Here is a 15349-nt window from a genome sequence, read left to right as displayed (position 1 = left end):
ACGGCTTCGAGTTATATGAGACCCTCCGCCGCGTCAACGAACATTTAGCGCGGTGGCTCATACGTAAATATAAACGACTGCGCCGCAGCTATCGGAAAGCCTTCGCACTGCTCTACAAGGTCAGTCAGACCTATCCGGGCATGTTCAGGCACTGGCGCTGGGGAGCAAAACCACATCCGATCGGGCAATAGGAGCCGTGTGACGCGAGAGTGTCACGCACGGTTCTCGGAGAGCCGGACGGTGCAATCCCGTCCGGCTACTCACCCGTTGAACCAGTGCGCGGAATCTTCGCGCGGGTTGGGCCCGTTGCGCAGGTACCAGCCGTTCAACTCTGGCGGGATGGAGCCGGTCACGGGCAGGTCGTAGGCCGTCAGCTCGTCGGTGACGGGTGCGTAGTTGCCGCGAAGGTGGAACGACGTCGTGGTCATGACACCGCCCGCTCCGCGCGCTCCCGGACGAGGGCCGAGTAACGGATGGTGAACACGACAGGCACCGTGAACGCGGCGACCCGCAGGACGACGACGGGGGCGACCGCGTGCGGCGCGAGCGCGGTCACGACCGCCACCGCGATGGCCTCGACGGTGAAGCTGCTCGCCCACACCGCCGTGATGATGACGTTGGTGCGGCGGAAGATCGGGTTGTGCCACAGTTCCCGCTCGACCATGGTCCGGGCGATGCCCAGGGTGAACGGACGGCCGATGGCCAGCGAGCCCCACGCGGTCAGCGCGAGCCATGCCGACGACAGCGCGAGGATGTCGTCCCGGAACGGCGAGTCAGGGGCGACGAACGCGATCACGCTCACCACCGCGAAGTAGGCCGCCCCGCTGAGTTCGATCACCGTCGAGTCCAGCGGCGCGCCGGTGGAGAGCTCCCAGATCACCAGTGCCACGGCGATGCCGAGCCCGATCAGCGCGCTGGGGCGCCAGTCGAGCTGGGTGGCGAGGACCGCGAAGACGATCCACGGGGCGAAGCTGCGTAGGTAGTTCATTGACTCCTCATCTCCCACATTCCAACTGTGACAGGTCGAAGTTAGAACATCTACTAGAGACCTGTCAATCATGGAAGGTAGGATGGCGGCATGAGCCTTAGATACGCGATGCTTGGCCTGTTGGCCGATGAGCCGGCCAGCGGCTACGACCTCCTGCGCCGGTTCAACGACTCGCTGGCCAACGTGTGGCCTGCCACGCAGAGCCAGGTCTACGGAGAGCTGGCCAAGCTCGCCGACAGTGGCCTCACCACCGTCGGCGAGGAGGGGCCGCGGGGCCGCAAAGAGTACGCGATCACCGACGAAGGCCGCGCTGAACTGAGACGTTGGCTCCTGGAGGTGCCAGTGCAGCGCTCACGGCGCAACGACATCCTGCTGCGTGTGTTCTTCCTCGGCACGGTCTCACCGGACGAGGCCCGCGGGTTCTTCGAGCGCGCCGTGCGGAACGTGACCGCGTACGAGGACGAACTGCGCGCCGTGGAGAAAGAGACCGAATGGGGCGACGGCCCACTGGCGGTCTACGGGCGGATCGCGTTGGAGTGGGGACTGCGGTTCACGGCCATGCACCGCGAATGGGCCGAGTGGGCGCGCACCATCGTGCCCGAGGAGTAGGCGCCCTTTCGCGCTTGCCGGGAAGTGCCGCGAATGAACGATCCAAGCGGTTCCGGCCACTGTTTCCAGCGTGGCCGGAACCGTTGGTACTACGCGGGTTCAGTCGATGTCGGACGGATGCTTCGCCAGCGGCGTGACGTGGATGTCCATGTACGAGAACAGCGGTAGCCCCGACAGCAGGGTGTGCAGTTCGTCGTTCGACTCGACGTCGAAGATCGAGAAATTCGAGTATTCGCCGACGATCCGCCAGATGTGGGGCCATTTCCCGGCCCGCTGAAGCTGTTGGGAGTACTCCTTTTCCCTGGCCACGATCCCGGCGCGGACCTCCGGGTCGAGATCGTGGGGGAGGCGGACGTCCATCCGCACGTGGAACAGCATGGTCAGCCCTGCACCGGGTCGAGCACGAAGCCGTAGTCGACCTTGGCGCTGCCGTCGTCACCTGCGACGGGCGACAGGATCAGTTCCGGCTTCACGGCGCTGGCGATGTCGTCGTCGTTGTGCGGGTCGCCAGGGAAGTAGAGCTGCGCGGTGAGCAGCTCGTGGCCGGGCGCGGAGACCTTGACGTGGAGGTGCGCGGGACGCCAGGCGTGCCAGCCGGCGGCGGCGATCAGCTTGCCGCAGGGGCCGTCGGTGGGGATCTGGTACGGCGCCGGCTGGATGGTGCGGATGCGGAACTTTCCGTCCGGGCCGGTGGCGAAGGTCCCACGCAGGTTCCACTCCGGAATGCCGGGGGCGAACTGGCTGTAGTAGCCGTCATTGTCCGCGTGCCACAGTTCCACCGTGGCGGCCAGCGGGGTGCCGTCGGTGGAGGTGACGCTGCCCTCCCACAGCAGCGGAGTGCCGGACTCGCCGTCGCGCATCGGAATGGTGGCGTCCGCGCCGAGCTCGGGGGCACCCGGGACGTAGTAGGGGCCTTCGATCGAGCCCTTGTTGCCGTGACGGTGGGCGGTGGCGACGTCTTCGACGACGTGCTCGACCCAGACGTCGAGGAAGAGCGGCCACTCGCCGGCCGCGCCGACCTGGATCAGCCACGCCTTGAGGGCGTTGTACTCGTCGTAGGTGACCTTGTGCTTGCGGATCGTCTCGTGGATCGCGCCGAGGACCTCGCGGGCGAGCAGGTCGACCCGCTCCTTCGGGGTGTCCTTCACCGCGTCGAACGGCGACTTGTCCTGGTGGAAGCGTTCGGTTGCGGCGGACCCGGACGCGGCGGCGGTGGCGACTTCGTTGGCCATCTGGTTTCTCCTGTAGTTCGGACCTACTTCGTGTCTTTGCGGTAGCGGGCCAGCTTGTCCGGGTCGATCTCGACCCCGAGTCCGGCGCCAGGGCGGACGTGCAGTTCGCCGCCGGAGATCTGGAGCGGCTCGGTGAGCAGGTCGTCGCGCATGTCGAGGAAGTTGGACAGCTCCCCGGCGCGGCGTGCGGTCAGCTGGTAGGCCGCACCGAAGGCGACCGCGCAGGCGGTGCCCAGCTGGCCGTCGACCTGGTTGCCCAGCACGATTTCGAGGCCGAGCCCTTCGGCGAGGTGGTGGGTGCGCTGGGAGCCGGTGAACCCGGTCCGCGCGGTTTTGATGCTGATCGCGGTGGCCGAACCGCCGAGCACCTCGCGAGTGACGTCGGCCTGGGTGACGGCCGACTCGTCGGCGATGAACGGCACGTTGAGCTGGCCGACCAGCCAGCGCCGGCCCAGCACATCGTCGGCCGGGCAGAGTTCCTCGGCGAAGAGCAGGTCGAGGTCTGCCATCTGCTTCATCGCCTGGAGGGCTTCCGACGCCGTCCAGCCGCGGTTGCCGTCGACGTACAACTCGATGCTGTCGCCGAACTTCTCCCGCAGGGCTCGCACCACGGCGGTATCGAGGGTCACCGGTCGGCGGCCGACCTTCACCTTGAACGTGCGGATGCCGTAGGTCTGGATGATCCGTTCGGCCTCGGCCACCATGCTGGCCGGTTCGTCGAAGCCGAGCATGTGGCTGACTCGCATCCGGTCGGTGTATCCGCCGAGAAGATCGGTGACGGGCAGCCCGACGGTCTTGCCGAAGGCGTCCCAGATCGCCATGTCGATGGCGGCCTTGGCGGTCGGGTTCCCGACCGTGCGCCCGAGGCGAGCGTGGACGGCTTCGCGCTCGACGAGGGTGAGCCCGACGATCTGCGGAGCGAAGACTTCCCCGATGACGGCGACGATCCCGGCCTGCGTCTCGCCATAGGTGAACGGTCGCGGTGGCGCCTCGGCCACGCCGACGACGCCGTCCTCGGTGTGCACGCGGACCAGGACGTGCTCGGCGGTTCTCACCTCACCGGAGGCGAACTTCAGGGGCTTGGTGTAGGGGATGGCGAACGGGATCGCCTCCACCCGTGCGATCTTCATGCGAGTCCCTTGGCCAGGTCGTCGGCGAGCAGGCCGGCCTCGATCGCGGCCACGACCGCCGCCACGGCGGGGTTGCGGTCGTCGCCGCGCCAGGCCAGCGCGAGGTCGATGGAGATGGTGTCGAGCAGGTCCCGGAAGACCACGCCCGCGAGCGGCACGGCGCGGACGCCGGCAGGTACGAGGGCGAGGCCGAGGCCGGCGGCGACGAGCGCGAGGAGCACGGCGGTGCCCTGCGCGGTGTGGGCGCGGTGCGGCACGAAGCCGGCCGCGTGGCAGCCGCGCACCACGGCCTCGTTCACGGTCGAGCGCGGGGCGGCGTACATGATGAAGTCCTCGCCCTTGAGCCGCGTGATCGGCACGATCCGCTCGGCGGCGAGCGGGTGGCCGGCCGGGAGCGCGAGGGAGAGCCGCTCGGTCTCGAGGGTGCGCAGCTCGATGCCGTCGCCGACGGCCGGCGGGCGCAGCAGGCCGAGGTCGAGGGTGCCGTCGCGCAGCCGATCGCACTGCGCCGGGGTCAGCAGGTCGGCGTGGATCTCCAGCGCGATGCCGGGGAGTTCCTGTTTGAGTGCCCGCGCGATCCGGGGCAGGTGCGAGTAGGCGGCGGTGCCGGTCAGACCCAGCCGGACCAGGCCGAGCCGGCCGTCCGCGATCCGGCGGACGCCCCGGACTCCCGCGTCGACCGAGTCGAGGATCCGCCGCGCCTCGGCGAGGAAGAACTCACCGGCCGGGGTCAGCGCGACCTGGCGGGTGGTGCGTTCGAACAGCGGGGTGCCGAGGTCGGCTTCGAGCTGGCGGATCGCCTGCGACAGCGCCGGCTGGGCGACCCGGAGCCGCTCGGCGGCGCGGCTGAAGTGGCAGGTCTCGGCGACGGCCGTGAAATAACGCAGGTGCCGCAGCTCCATTGCTCACTCCTTCCGGCGCGCACCGCCCGCCGGTGGGCTGCTGTGCGCTCCCTCTCACGGTAAGGACCAGCATCCATAAGCGCAAAGACGAATTTGGCCGTTATTGATAGGCAACAGATCTAAATCATGGCCAGCGCCGGGTGGTGTTTCAAAGCGGCGGAGCCGCTTGCGGTGGGCCGTCAGCTTGCACCGCTACCCGCACCGTCACGCAAGCCGCTTCGAACAGTCTCTAGCACGATGTCGAATTGGACCTTCGACCATGTCCCGTCGACCACGCGCCCATCCGGGGTGGAGGTACCCGCGGGTTGCCGCTCGAAGCCCTTCACCAGCGACTCCCTGACCCCGAACACGGTGTCGGAGTCGAGCAGCTCGTCACCGCGCACGAAGATGTGGGTGATCAGCCTTCGGCAGCCGCGGTGACTCACCATGAAGTGCAGGTGCGAGGCCCGCATCGGGGACCGCCCGGTCGCCGCGAGCAACTGGCCCACGGGCCCGTCGTGCGGGACCGGATACGGCGTGGGCGTCACGGCCCAGAACGAGTAGCGGCCCTGGTCGTCCGCGTACAGATGTCCCCGCGCGGCCGTCCGGTCGTCGTCGTATTGCACGTCGTAGCGCCCGTCCTCGTCGGCCTCCCACACCTCGATCAACGCGCCCGCGAGCGGTTTCCCGTCGGTGTCGGTGACCGTCCCCTCGACCCAGCACGGCTCGCCAGGCGCACCGCCGGAGATATCGCCGCCGAGCGGTACCTCGGGAGACCCCTCGACGAAGAACGGCCCGAGGACGGTCGCTTCGGTGGCGTCGCCGTATGCCTGGTGGTTGACCGTGATCGTCTGCATCGACGCGCCGAGCACGTCGGACAGCAGGATGAACTCCTGCCTCTTCTCGTCGGTGATGTGGCCGCAGCGGGTGAGGAAGTCGATGGCCTGGCCCCACTCCTGTTCGGTCAGGCCGACTTCGCGGATGTAGGCGTGCAGGTGGCGCACCAGGCCGGCCATGAGTTGCCGCAGCCGAGGGTCGGGGCATGCGTCGAAGGAGCGCACCACACGCTCGACCAGTTCCTCTTCGCGGGCTCGCTGCTCGATCGGGTTGTTCATCGCGGTAGGGCTCCTTCCCAGGCCGCACGCCGTCGTGCGGTCACGGTCATACCGTAGTCGCGCGGCGCCCTCGAAGCGTCCAAAGTGGACATTAGGCCCCGGTTGCGTTCACGCGGGTGTTCATCGCGGGAGGTCGCCTTCCCAGGCCGCACGCAGTAGGGCGGTCAGGTTCTCGGCGGTCACGGGGGCCGGGTTGCCGGCGGGAACGGCGGCGAGCACGGCTTCGACCACCGGCGCGATCACGTCCTCGGTCATACCGTAGTCGCGCAGCGCGGTCGGAGCGTCCAATGTGGACCGCAAGGTGGCCAGGCCCCGGTTGGCCGACGGCGCCTCGAAAGCCGCGGCGATGCGCTGCTCGGCGTCCGGTGCGGCGGGGCCGTTGAAGGCCAGCACGTGAGGGAGCACAACGGCGTGGGTCTGCGCGTGGGGAAGGTCCAACATCCCGCCGAGCACATGGCAGATCTTGTGGTGCAGGCCCGAACCGGCGGAGGCGAAGGCGACGGCGGAGAGGTAGGCGCCGTACAGCGCGTGTTCGCGCCCCGTCAGCCCGGTCGGGTCGGCGGCCACCTTGGGCAGGCCGGCGTTGAGGGCACGAATCCCTTCGCCCGCCAGTGCCGCGCTGATCGGGTTCGCCCGCGGTGCCCACATCGCGTCGATGGAGTGCGCCAGGGCGTTGAGGCCCGACGCCACCGACATCGCCACCGGCAGCGTGAGCATGAGCGACGCGTCGTACACCACCGTCTGAGGAAGCACTCGCTCGTCCATCCCGGTGGTCTTGCGGCCGGCCTCGGTCAGGCCCCACACACTGGTGGCCTCGGACCCGGCGTAGGTGGTGGGGACGGCGATGATGGGCAGGCCGGTGGTCAGCGCGATCGCCTTCGCCAGCCCGGTGGTGGAGCCGCCGCCGACGGCGACCAGGACGTCCACGTGGTGAGCCGCCGCCACCTCGCGGCCACGGGTGGCCAGGCCGGCCGGCACGTGCATCGCGACCTCGTGGTGCCACACCGCGACCGGCAGCTCACCGAGGATTCGCTCGGCAAGCGCTTTCTGTGACTCCGTCGCGATCACCATCAGCCGGGAGTACCCGCGCTCCCGGACCTCCTCGGCCAGTTGCCCGGCCGCCTCCCCGGAGGCGAACCGGACGCGTTGGGGCAGGGTGTCGTGGACGAAACGCATCAACTGTTCCCCTCGCTGTGCGGGGCCGCCGGGCCGATTCATAACCGCGGGCGCTCGTTTGTGACCAGGAACTTATATCTCAAACTATCCGATTGACAAGTTTATCCGCCGCATGGAGCCTGGTCCAGGTCATGGGCGTGGAGGCGAGGTGGCGGAACACCATTCAAAACGCATGATCAGCACCCATGGTGACAGACCGGGATGCTGCACGGGGGCGGGGAGGCAGGCCGCCGCAGTGATGACGGGCAGCCGACAACGGATGTCAAGGTCTGGCTACCCGCACACGTTCTGAAGAACAAGGTGGAGGCGCTCAGTGTCGAACGCGGTAGACCCCCGAAACACCTTGAAGACCAACGCCGTTGGCGTGCCCGGTGTGCTGTTCTTCGTTCTCTCCGCTCAGGCGCCGCTGACCAGCATCGTCGGCGCAGCGGGCCTTGCGGTGGCGCTCGGCGACGGCGCGGGAGCGCCCGGCGCATACCTCGCCGTCGGACTGGTCGTCATCCTGTTCGCCGTCGGCTTCACGACGATCACGCGCCACGTCGACACCCAAGGTGGTTTCTTCGCCGTCATTCGTGCCGGACTCGGCCTACGGACCGGCGCGGGCGGCTCGTTGCTGGCCCTGTTGTCCTACAACGCCGTCCAGTTCGCGATGTACGGCCTGTTCGGGGCGAGTATGTCCGGACTGCTTTCCCACGAGCTCGGGATGAACTCGCCGTGGTGGCTGTGGGCGGTCGTGGCGATCGCGCTGGTGTGGTTCCTCGGCTCGCGCAAGATCGAACTCGGGGCCCGGGTCCTCGCCGTGCTGGTCGCGTTCGAGTTGTTGCTGTTGCTCGGCTTCGGCCTCGGCGAGCTGTTCACCCGAGGCGTCTCGGCCCTGGACCTGCGGGCGAGCTTCAGCCCGGGCGCGGTGCTGGCCGGTGCGCCCGGCGTCGCGATCATGTTCGCGATCGCCTGCATGTTCGGGTTCGAGTCGACGGCGATCTACTCGTCCGAAGCGAAGGACCCACGGCGCACCGTGCCGAGAGCCACCTACATCGCCGTCGTCGTCATCGCGGCGTTCCTCGCCTTCGTGACCTGGATGCTGGTCTGCTACTACGGCGCCGCGCAAGTTCAGGACGCGGCCACGCAGGCGCTGGGCGACGATCCCGCGCTGTTCGCCCTCACCCCGCTCAACAGCGTGCTCGGCCCGTGGGCGGGAACCGCCGCCAACGTGTTGCTCTGCACGTCGCTGTTCGCCGGAATCCTCGCGTTCCACAACATGATCACGCGGTACTTCCACGCGATGGCCGGCAGCGGTCTGCTGCCAGCGGCTCTGCGGCGCACCAACCGAAACCAGGCACCAGCGACCGCTTCGCTGACGCAGTCGCTCATCGCGGTGGTCGCCATCGCGCCCTTCGCGATCCTGGGCCTCGACCCGGTCGGCCGGCTCTTCAGCTGGTTCAGCGGGCTCGCCGTCGCGACACTGATCGTGCTCTACGCCCTCACATCGACGGCGGTGATCCGATACTTCCGTCGTCACCGCGTCGAAAGGAATCCCTGGACCACGCTTGCCGCACCGGCCTTGTCCGGCGTCCTCATGCTCGTGATCCTGGCGTTCGTGGTCAACAACTTTGGAGTCCTCACCGGCGGCAGCCCGCTCACCAGCGGACTCCTGCTCGCGACCGTCCCGCTCATGTTCTTGATCGGCTGGTTCCGGGTCCGGCGCGGAGCCCGAGAGGCCGCATTACCCGTTACCGCCGCCGAAGCTGCCGACCTCACGTGACCATCCGCGATCTCGACCAAGGAACCGCAATGTCCTTCCCCGCTACGCCCGAGTCCGCCACCGACGAAACCGCCGTGCGTCACCCGCTCGCCGTGCTCACCGCCGAGGAGATCGACGCCGCCAGGCGGATCCTGGACTCGTCGGGACTGATCACCGAGCACACCCGGTTCTCCTACGTCATGCTCCGCGAGCCGGACAAGGCGGACGTCCTTGCCTGGGACGGAACCGAACCGCTGCCGCGTGAGGTCACCCTGCTGGTGACCGAAGTGGACACTCTGCAGCTCAGCACCGTGATAGTCGACCTGACCACGGAAAAGCTTGTCTCACAGGTCTTTCTCGACCCCGCCAAGGTCGGCTTCGGCCCTTGCCTGGACGAGGATTACGAGCTGGTCGACCAGATCGTCAAGTCCGATCCGCGGTGGCTGGCGGCCATCGCCAAGCGGGGAGTCACCGAGGTGGACAAGGTCCGCCCGGTCCCGCTGTCGGCCGGCGTGTTCGGGTACGACGACGAAATCGGCAACCGGGTCTACCGGGTGCTCTCCTTCTACCAGGAGTACCCGACCGACGCCGCATGGGCGCACCCCATCGGCGGGGTGATCGCCCACGTCGACATCAGCGGCCGGAAGGTCCTGCGGGTCGTCGAGACGCAGGTCGAGCACATGCCCGAGGAGTCGGGCGACTACCTGGACCCGGCCGTGGCCGGGCCCCAGCGCACCGATCTGAAGCCGATCTCGATCACCCAGCCCGAAGGTGTCTCCTTCACCGTCGATGACGGGCTCCTCGAATGGCAGAACTGGCGCGTCCGCATTGGTTTCAACGGTCGCGAGGGCCTCACCCTCCACCAGGTTTCGTTCACCGACGGCGGTGTCGAGCGGCCGATCCTCTACCGTGCCTCGGTCGCGGAAATGGTGGTCAACTACGGCGACCCCGGCCCGACCCATGGCTGGCAGAACTACTTCGACCTCGGCGAGTACCAGTTCGGTCGCCTCGCCAACTCCCTCGAACTGGGCTGCGACTGCCTCGGGGAGATCACCTACCTCGACGCGGTGGTGGTCGACGATTTCTGCCGGCCGGTGACCATCCGGAACGCCATCTGCATCCACGAGGAGGATTTCGGTGTCCTGTGGAAGCACAGCGACATCTTCTCCGGCTCGTCGGAAACCCGCCGCCAGCGCCGGCTGGTCGTCTCGTTCTTCGGCACGGTCGGGAACTACGACTACGGCTTTTACTGGTACCTCTACCTCGACGGCACCATCGAACTCGAGGTCAAGGCAACCGGTATCCCGTTCCCGTCCGGTTACGACGGCGAGGACCCGTATTTCACGGAAATCGCGCCGGGGCTGGGTGCTCCGGTGCACCAGCACCTCTTCTCGGTCCGCCTGGATCTCACCGTGGACGGGGTCCGCAACCAGGTGGACGAGCTGGACGCGGTAGGAATGCCGGTCGGCGAGGGCAATCCGTGGGGCAACGCGATCGGCCGGAAGCGGACCCGCCTGCGCACCGAGCAGGAGGCGCAACGGATGGCGGCGAACCACCTCAACCGAGTCTGGGCGATTTCGAGTGCGGAGCGGACCAACCGCCTTGGCCAGCCGACGTCCTACGTGCTCTACCCGGAGGGCCAGCCGGCCCTGCTGGCCGATCCCTCCGCGCCCATCTCGCAGCGGGCCGCCTTCGCGCGCAAGCACCTGTGGGTCACCCGATACGACCGCGACGAGATGTGGCCCTCCGGTTACACGGTCAACCAGAACCCCGGCGGCGACGGACTTCCGGCCTACACCGCCGGGAACCGGTCCGTGGACGGTACGGACATCGTCGTGTGGCACACGCTCGGCCTGACGCACTTCGTACGCCCGGAAGACTGGCCGATCATGCCGGTGGACTACGCCGGGTTCAAGCTCAAACCGCACGGCTTCTTCGACCGGAACCCCACCCTCGACGTCCCGGACCTCAGCGGGCGATGCCACTGCGGCACCGGCGAGTGCGCCTGCGGACATTAATTCAGCGATAGCAACGAAAACTCACGGAGAGCACATGGTCGACGTACCGACTCTGCATACCGATCTGTTTCTTGCCGGTGCCTGGACCGGCGGCGGAGCCGGTACCTTCACCACCCTGAACCCGGCCACGGGCGAGCCGTTGGCCGAGATCGCCTCGGCAAGTGAGGCCGATGTCGACACCGCCGTCAAGGTGGCCGGGGCGGCACTTCGCGGTGCGTGGGCCGCGGTTCCGCCTTCGCAGAAGGGCCTGCTGCTCAGCAAACTGGCCGACCTCGTCGAGCGGGACGCGGACATCCTGGCGACCCTGGAGTCGCTCGACATGGGAGTGCCGGTCGGCCTCGCCGGCACCTTGTTCGTGCCCAACCTGGTCGGCTCCCTGCGCTACTACGCCGGCTGGGCGGACAAGGTCAACGGCGAGGTCGTCACCAACGACGGTTACTTCGGGGCGCCGACCCACGCCTACACCCGGCGCGAGCCGATCGGCGTGATCGCGGCGATCGTGCCGTGGAACGCCCCGCTGATGATCCTCGGCTGGAAACTCGCGCCCGCCCTCGCGACCGGCAACACCGTGATCGTCAAGCCCGCCGAGGATGCCTCACTGTCCATTTTGCACCTCGCGACGCTGATCGAGGAGGCCGGCTTCCCGGCCGGGACCGTCCAGGTGCTCCCGGGCCTCGGCCCGGTCACCGGCGAGGCGCTCGCCCTCCACCCGGGCGTGCGCAAGGTCAGCTTCACCGGATCAACCGAGGTCGGCCGCCGGATCCTGCGCAACTCCGCGGTCAACTTCAAACGGACCACGCTCGAACTCGGCGGCAAGTCGCCACAGATCATCTTCGACGACGCGGACCTGACGTCGGCGATCCGCGGCGCGGCCATGGGAATCTTCTTCAACCAGGGCGAGGTCTGCGCCGCCGGCACCCGGATCTTCGCGCACCGCAAGGTCTATGACGCCGTCCTGGGCGGCTTGAAGGGCGCCGCCGAGGCACAGGTCGTCGGTGACCCGTTCGACGCGGCGACCACGATGGGCCCACTGGTCAATGCCAAGCAGCGCGAAAAGGTGCTGGGGTACGTCGAGCAGGGCAGGGCCCAAGGAGCCACCCTGGTTACCGGCGGATCGGCGCCCGACGGCTCCGGTTTCTTCGTCACGCCAACGGTTTTCGCCGGGACCAACGACCTTACGATCGCCCGCGAAGAGATCTTCGGGCCGGTGGGCACGGTCATCCCGTTCGACCAGGACGCGGAGGCGATCGCACTGGCCAACGACAACGACTACGGGCTCGCCGCCACCGTGTGGACCACCGATCTCGGCCGCGCCCACACCGTCTCGGCGGCGCTGGAGGCCGGCGCCGTGGGCGTCAACGGCTGGTCGCCGCTCGCGCCACAGCTGCCCTGGGGCGGGCTGAAGGCCAGTGGGGTCGGCCGCGAACTGGGCTACGAGGGAATCCTGGCCAACACCGAAGCGAAAACCGTCACGATCGTCCTATGAGGAAAGGTGGTATCCCGTGCGACTTGAGGAGACCGTCGCCGCGCTGGCGCACCGGGTCGAGGTGCTCGAAGCCGAGGCCGAGATCCGCCGGGTTCAGGCGCGTTACATGTTCCTGTGCGACACCCCCTGTCCCGAGTTCGGCGTCCGGGACGACGCACACCGCATCGACCTGATCATGGCCCTCTACACCGAAGACGCGGTGTGGGAGGGCGTCGGCGAGTACTACGACGGCCAGTTCGGCCGCGCCGAAGGAGCCGCGGCCATCCGCCGGCATTTCGAGAAGTTCTGGGGTGAGAAGCGGGATCCGGCACTGCTGTTGAACGCGCACTACCTCACGTCGGAACAGATCGATGTGGACGGTGATCAGGCGACGGGCCAGTGGATCCACATGCAACCGTGGATCTTCTCCGACGGTACCTCGCTGCTGCGGTCGAGCCGGCTCAACAACGCCTTCCGCAAGGTCGACGGTACCTGGAAGATCACGCGCACCCGGACCGAGAACGTTTTCGTCGCGCCGCTGTCCGCGGGCTGGGCGACCGACTACCCGTCGACCTCGGTGTTGATGAAGCCATGATTGGCACTGTGCCAACTCGCGGCTCCCAAGCCCACCAAAGAGCGCGCCGCCGCCAGGCCCCGCTATCGGGGCGGCAGGGCGCCCTTATGGACGAGGTGACTCAAGTTTGTCAGGAGCGCCCTGTCGACACGATCGCGGTCGCGCGCAAACTCGCGGAGGAAGGGCAGCCATGATTGGCACTGTGCCAAGTCGCGGCTCCCAAGCTGACCCGAGAGCGCGCCGACTCGCGGAGGAGCAGCCATGAGCGTTCCCGCGCTGGAACCGTGCCGGCCGGACCCGGTTGTCCACATCGTCGACGACGACGAGGACCTCCGGCAGTCCCTCGTGTTTCTGCTGGAGAGCGTGGGAATTCAGGCCCTCACCTATCCGGATGCGACTTCGTTCCTCGCCGAGTTCGACCCGGACGAACCGGCGGTGATCATCGTCGACGTGCGGATGCCCGGGATGAGCGGCTTCCAGTTGCAGGAAAGCCTGCTGGAGCGCGAATACCCGGCTCCGGTCGTCTTCTGCTCCGCGCACGGCGACATTCCGATGTCGGTCCGGGCGCTCACGCGGGGCGCGGTGGACTTCCTGGAGAAGCCTTACCAGCCACAGAGAATGCTCGAGGTCGTCCAAAGGCAACTGGCCGAGGCGGAACAACGGTTCGAAGATCACGCCTTCCGGCAGGACGTCCGGCGGCGCCTCGAAACCCTGACGCAGCGGGAACGCGAAGTGCTCCGTCTCGTCATCGACGGGATGCCCAGCCAGCACATCGCCCGCGAGCTGGGCACCAGCGTCAAGACCGTCGACGTGCACCGCGCGCGGATCAAGGCCAAGACCGCCGCCGGAAGCCTGGGCACGCTCGTCCGCGACATCCTGGTCAACCGGGTCGCCGTGTGACATACGAGCATCGCCGCATGGAACACGGCCCCGCCCCGGCGAACCGGGCCAATTCGGCCAGGAGAGCGGCGTTGAACCCGCTACCGGTGCCGATGTCAGCACCGACTGGCCTCGGGCGACGCGCGGGGCCGACAGATCGCCAAGACCACCGAGGGCGCCGATGCCGATATCCGGCGTACCTCGTGCGCTCGCCGTCGAACTGGCTCACGATTGGCGTGTCGGAGCAGACCGTCCGGAACCAGCGCGGAGTCTGGCTCCCGGTCGATCGCCTCATCCTGATGCTCGCCATCAACCTAACCCGGTTCGGAATCAACAGCTCGCGCAGCAGACCCGCGCGGTCAATCACGGCAAACCGCACATAGCCGCGTCCCATCGCTGCTACCTTCGACCCCGGTACGACAGTCGGAGGGAAGTCATGGCCAACGACCCAGCCCCCGGTATGGCCGCAGCCGCTGGCGCTGCCGGTGCCCCGGTCGGCGGCGCCATTGTCAATGCCGTCAACGCCGCGCGCGAGGTTTTCTCCGCAGGCATCAGCGACCAAGCAATCAACCAGGCCAAGCAAGCCGCCGAGGGCCTCAAGGCCGCAGCAGGATCCGGACAGGTCCGGATCACCCCGGAGGGCTTCGACATCCTGATGAAGGCGCTTGACCAGTGTGACATGCACGTCCAACGCATGAGTCGGCAGTCGTGGGTCGTGGCACAGGCGCCCATGCTGGGAACGAGCCCGTACGCAGAAACGGTCGCCTCGCATGTCCAGAAGGGCGGACTGGGCAAACCCAGTCCGCCGATGCGGTGATTGAGCAGCTCACCGCAGTTTTCGACGAAGTGCGACAGGCCCTTAACAAGGCCAAGCAGGCATACGAGGACAACGAGCACGCTACTGTGCGGAAGCTGAAGTAACAGATCCGACGCGGAGGATATGGGTGCGCACCGCAGCCCTCACCACAGTCATCGCTGCCGCCGCGCTGGCGGCCGCTGCCTGTACCAGCACGCAGACAGGCCAGGCGTCGCCAACAAGCGGCCAAACTGCCGGGTCAAGCGCGAGCTCATCCCCGTCATCGGGATCCACGAACGGCCTGGTCGGACTCAACGCCTGCACCCTCCTCACCGACGACGAAGCACGACAGGTAGCACCCGGCGCCGGAACGCATACAGATAACGGTGAGCTTGGCGGCGCTGGAACCAGCGACTGCGAATGGACGAAACCAGTGACGAACGGCACGGGCGGGGTAACGTTCGGTATTACCGTACGTCCGGCGCAAGGACTCAAGGACATCGTTCTCAAGCCTCGCGGGAAGCGCACGGACACGACCAGCCCCGGGGGCCGCCCGGCAGCTGTTGTAACGAACAACGAGGGCGAAGGATCCTGCGCCGCAGTCATCGCCGTCGGCTCCGGTCGAATCGATATCAACGCAGCGACAGTCCACGACACAACCCAGGAAATGTGCGCGGTCGTGGACAAGGTCATCGAATACGTCGAGCCGAAGCTGCCAGCGTCGTGACCAATCCCGACATCCAGC

General features: G+C 67.7%; 15 protein-coding genes and 2 pseudogenes. 9 read left to right on the top strand and 8 right to left on the bottom strand.

Annotated features, from left to right (window positions below):
• A pseudogene (locus tag A3CU_RS53845) lies at positions 1-191 on the top strand (hypothetical protein); the annotation flags it as partial.
• Positions 192-263: 72 nt separating this feature from the next.
• Here the strand turns inward: A3CU_RS53845 and A3CU_RS52190 are convergent.
• Both A3CU_RS52190 and A3CU_RS0104720 read right to left on the bottom strand, forming a co-directional pair.
• A pseudogene (locus tag A3CU_RS52190) lies at positions 264-428 on the bottom strand (carotenoid oxygenase family protein); the annotation flags it as partial.
• Positions 425-988, bottom strand: a complete 564-nt coding sequence (locus A3CU_RS0104720; RefSeq protein ID WP_027941296.1) for a hypothetical protein — start codon at positions 986-988, stop codon at positions 425-427. The pseudogene A3CU_RS52190 and the gene A3CU_RS0104720, both read right to left, overlap by 4 nt.
• 90 nt (positions 989-1078) lie before the next feature.
• Between A3CU_RS0104720 and A3CU_RS0104715 the strand changes: the two genes are divergently transcribed.
• Complete coding sequence (locus A3CU_RS0104715) at positions 1079-1597, top strand: PadR family transcriptional regulator (RefSeq protein ID WP_027941295.1); 519 nt, start codon at positions 1079-1081, stop codon at positions 1595-1597.
• 99 nt (positions 1598-1696) lie between these two features.
• Here A3CU_RS0104715 and catC read toward each other — a convergent pair whose 3' ends face one another.
• The 6 genes from catC to A3CU_RS0104685 all read right to left on the bottom strand — a co-directional run bounded on the left by catC (position 1697) and on the right by A3CU_RS0104685 (position 7131).
• Positions 1697-1975, bottom strand: coding sequence for a muconolactone Delta-isomerase (gene catC, locus A3CU_RS0104710; protein ID WP_027941294.1), 279 nt, complete (start codon positions 1973-1975; stop codon positions 1697-1699).
• 2 nt (positions 1976-1977) lie between these two features.
• On the bottom strand, positions 1978-2829 hold the full coding sequence (gene catA, locus A3CU_RS0104705) for a catechol 1,2-dioxygenase (RefSeq protein WP_027941293.1): 852 nt from the start codon (positions 2827-2829) through the stop codon (positions 1978-1980).
• Between the two features lie 23 nt (positions 2830-2852).
• Entirely contained in the window at positions 2853-3959 is a 1107-nt protein-coding gene (locus A3CU_RS0104700; protein WP_027941292.1) for a mandelate racemase/muconate lactonizing enzyme family protein, read from the bottom strand.
• A complete protein-coding gene (locus tag A3CU_RS0104695) occupies positions 3956-4861 on the bottom strand; it encodes a LysR substrate-binding domain-containing protein (RefSeq protein ID WP_027941291.1) in 906 nt (301 codons plus the stop codon). The genes A3CU_RS0104700 and A3CU_RS0104695 overlap by 4 nt, the downstream gene beginning before the upstream one ends.
• Before the next feature lie 179 nt (positions 4862-5040).
• Complete coding sequence (locus tag A3CU_RS43450) at positions 5041-5955, bottom strand: intradiol ring-cleavage dioxygenase (RefSeq protein WP_043840593.1); 915 nt, start codon at positions 5953-5955, stop codon at positions 5041-5043.
• Between the two features lie 120 nt (positions 5956-6075).
• Positions 6076-7131, bottom strand: coding sequence for a maleylacetate reductase (locus A3CU_RS0104685; protein WP_027941290.1), 1056 nt, complete (start codon positions 7129-7131; stop codon positions 6076-6078).
• A gap of 313 nt (positions 7132-7444) precedes the next feature.
• Here A3CU_RS0104685 and A3CU_RS0104680 point away from each other — a divergent pair, with 313 nt between their 5' ends.
• The 7 genes from A3CU_RS0104680 (at position 7445) to A3CU_RS50875 (ending at position 15331) form a co-directional block, all read left to right on the top strand.
• A complete protein-coding gene (locus tag A3CU_RS0104680; protein ID WP_027941289.1) occupies positions 7445-8893 on the top strand; it encodes an APC family permease in 1449 nt (482 codons plus the stop codon).
• 29 nt (positions 8894-8922) lie between these two features.
• Positions 8923-10890, top strand: coding sequence for a primary-amine oxidase (locus A3CU_RS0104675; protein WP_027941288.1), 1968 nt, complete (start codon positions 8923-8925; stop codon positions 10888-10890).
• Between the two features lie 34 nt (positions 10891-10924).
• Positions 10925-12376, top strand: a complete 1452-nt coding sequence (locus tag A3CU_RS0104670; RefSeq protein ID WP_027941287.1) for an aldehyde dehydrogenase family protein — start codon at positions 10925-10927, stop codon at positions 12374-12376.
• Positions 12377-12392: 16 nt separating this feature from the next.
• Positions 12393-12950, top strand: coding sequence for a nuclear transport factor 2 family protein (locus A3CU_RS0104665; protein ID WP_027941286.1), 558 nt, complete (start codon positions 12393-12395; stop codon positions 12948-12950).
• Positions 12951-13190: 240 nt separating this feature from the next.
• A complete protein-coding gene (locus A3CU_RS0104660; RefSeq protein ID WP_043840592.1) occupies positions 13191-13829 on the top strand; it encodes a response regulator transcription factor in 639 nt (212 codons plus the stop codon).
• A 415-nt stretch (positions 13830-14244) separates the two neighbouring features.
• A complete protein-coding gene (locus A3CU_RS0104650; RefSeq protein WP_156960224.1) occupies positions 14245-14625 on the top strand; it encodes a hypothetical protein in 381 nt (126 codons plus the stop codon).
• 127 nt (positions 14626-14752) lie between these two features.
• Positions 14753-15331 (top strand): DUF3558 family protein, encoded by a 579-nt coding sequence (locus tag A3CU_RS50875; protein WP_169739591.1) that lies wholly within the window; start codon positions 14753-14755, stop codon positions 15329-15331.
• Positions 15332-15349 lie beyond the last annotated feature (18 nt).

It is taken from the genome of Amycolatopsis taiwanensis DSM 45107 (genome assembly GCF_000519205.1).
GTDB classification, from domain to species: domain Bacteria; phylum Actinomycetota; class Actinomycetes; order Mycobacteriales; family Pseudonocardiaceae; genus Amycolatopsis_E; species Amycolatopsis_E taiwanensis.
Note: the sequence above shows the minus strand (reverse complement) of the source record. Positions and strands in the feature narration are given on the sequence as shown.

Bases quoted from the DNA above. Each gene is read 5' to 3' on its own strand.
- A3CU_RS0104720 (WP_027941296.1), bottom strand. From the start codon at position 988: ATGAACTACCTACGCAGCTTCGCCCCGTGGATCGTCTTCGCGGTCCTC.
- A3CU_RS0104715 (WP_027941295.1), top strand. From the start codon at position 1,079: ATGAGCCTTAGATACGCGATGCTTGGCCTGTTGGCCGATGAGCCGGCC.
- catC (WP_027941294.1), bottom strand. From the start codon at position 1,975: ATGCTGTTCCACGTGCGGATGGACGTCCGCCTCCCCCACGATCTCGAC.
- catA (WP_027941293.1), bottom strand. From the start codon at position 2,829: ATGGCCAACGAAGTCGCCACCGCCGCCGCGTCCGGGTCCGCCGCAACC.
- A3CU_RS0104700 (WP_027941292.1), bottom strand. From the start codon at position 3,959: ATGAAGATCGCACGGGTGGAGGCGATCCCGTTCGCCATCCCCTACACC.
- A3CU_RS0104695 (WP_027941291.1), bottom strand. From the start codon at position 4,861: ATGGAGCTGCGGCACCTGCGTTATTTCACGGCCGTCGCCGAGACCTGC.
- A3CU_RS43450 (WP_043840593.1), bottom strand. From the start codon at position 5,955: ATGAACAACCCGATCGAGCAGCGAGCCCGCGAAGAGGAACTGGTCGAG.
- A3CU_RS0104685 (WP_027941290.1), bottom strand. From the start codon at position 7,131: ATGCGTTTCGTCCACGACACCCTGCCCCAACGCGTCCGGTTCGCCTCC.
- A3CU_RS0104675 (WP_027941288.1), top strand. From the start codon at position 8,923: ATGTCCTTCCCCGCTACGCCCGAGTCCGCCACCGACGAAACCGCCGTG.
- A3CU_RS0104670 (WP_027941287.1), top strand. From the start codon at position 10,925: ATGGTCGACGTACCGACTCTGCATACCGATCTGTTTCTTGCCGGTGCC.
- A3CU_RS0104660 (WP_043840592.1), top strand. From the start codon at position 13,191: ATGAGCGTTCCCGCGCTGGAACCGTGCCGGCCGGACCCGGTTGTCCAC.
- A3CU_RS0104650 (WP_156960224.1), top strand. From the start codon at position 14,245: ATGGCCAACGACCCAGCCCCCGGTATGGCCGCAGCCGCTGGCGCTGCC.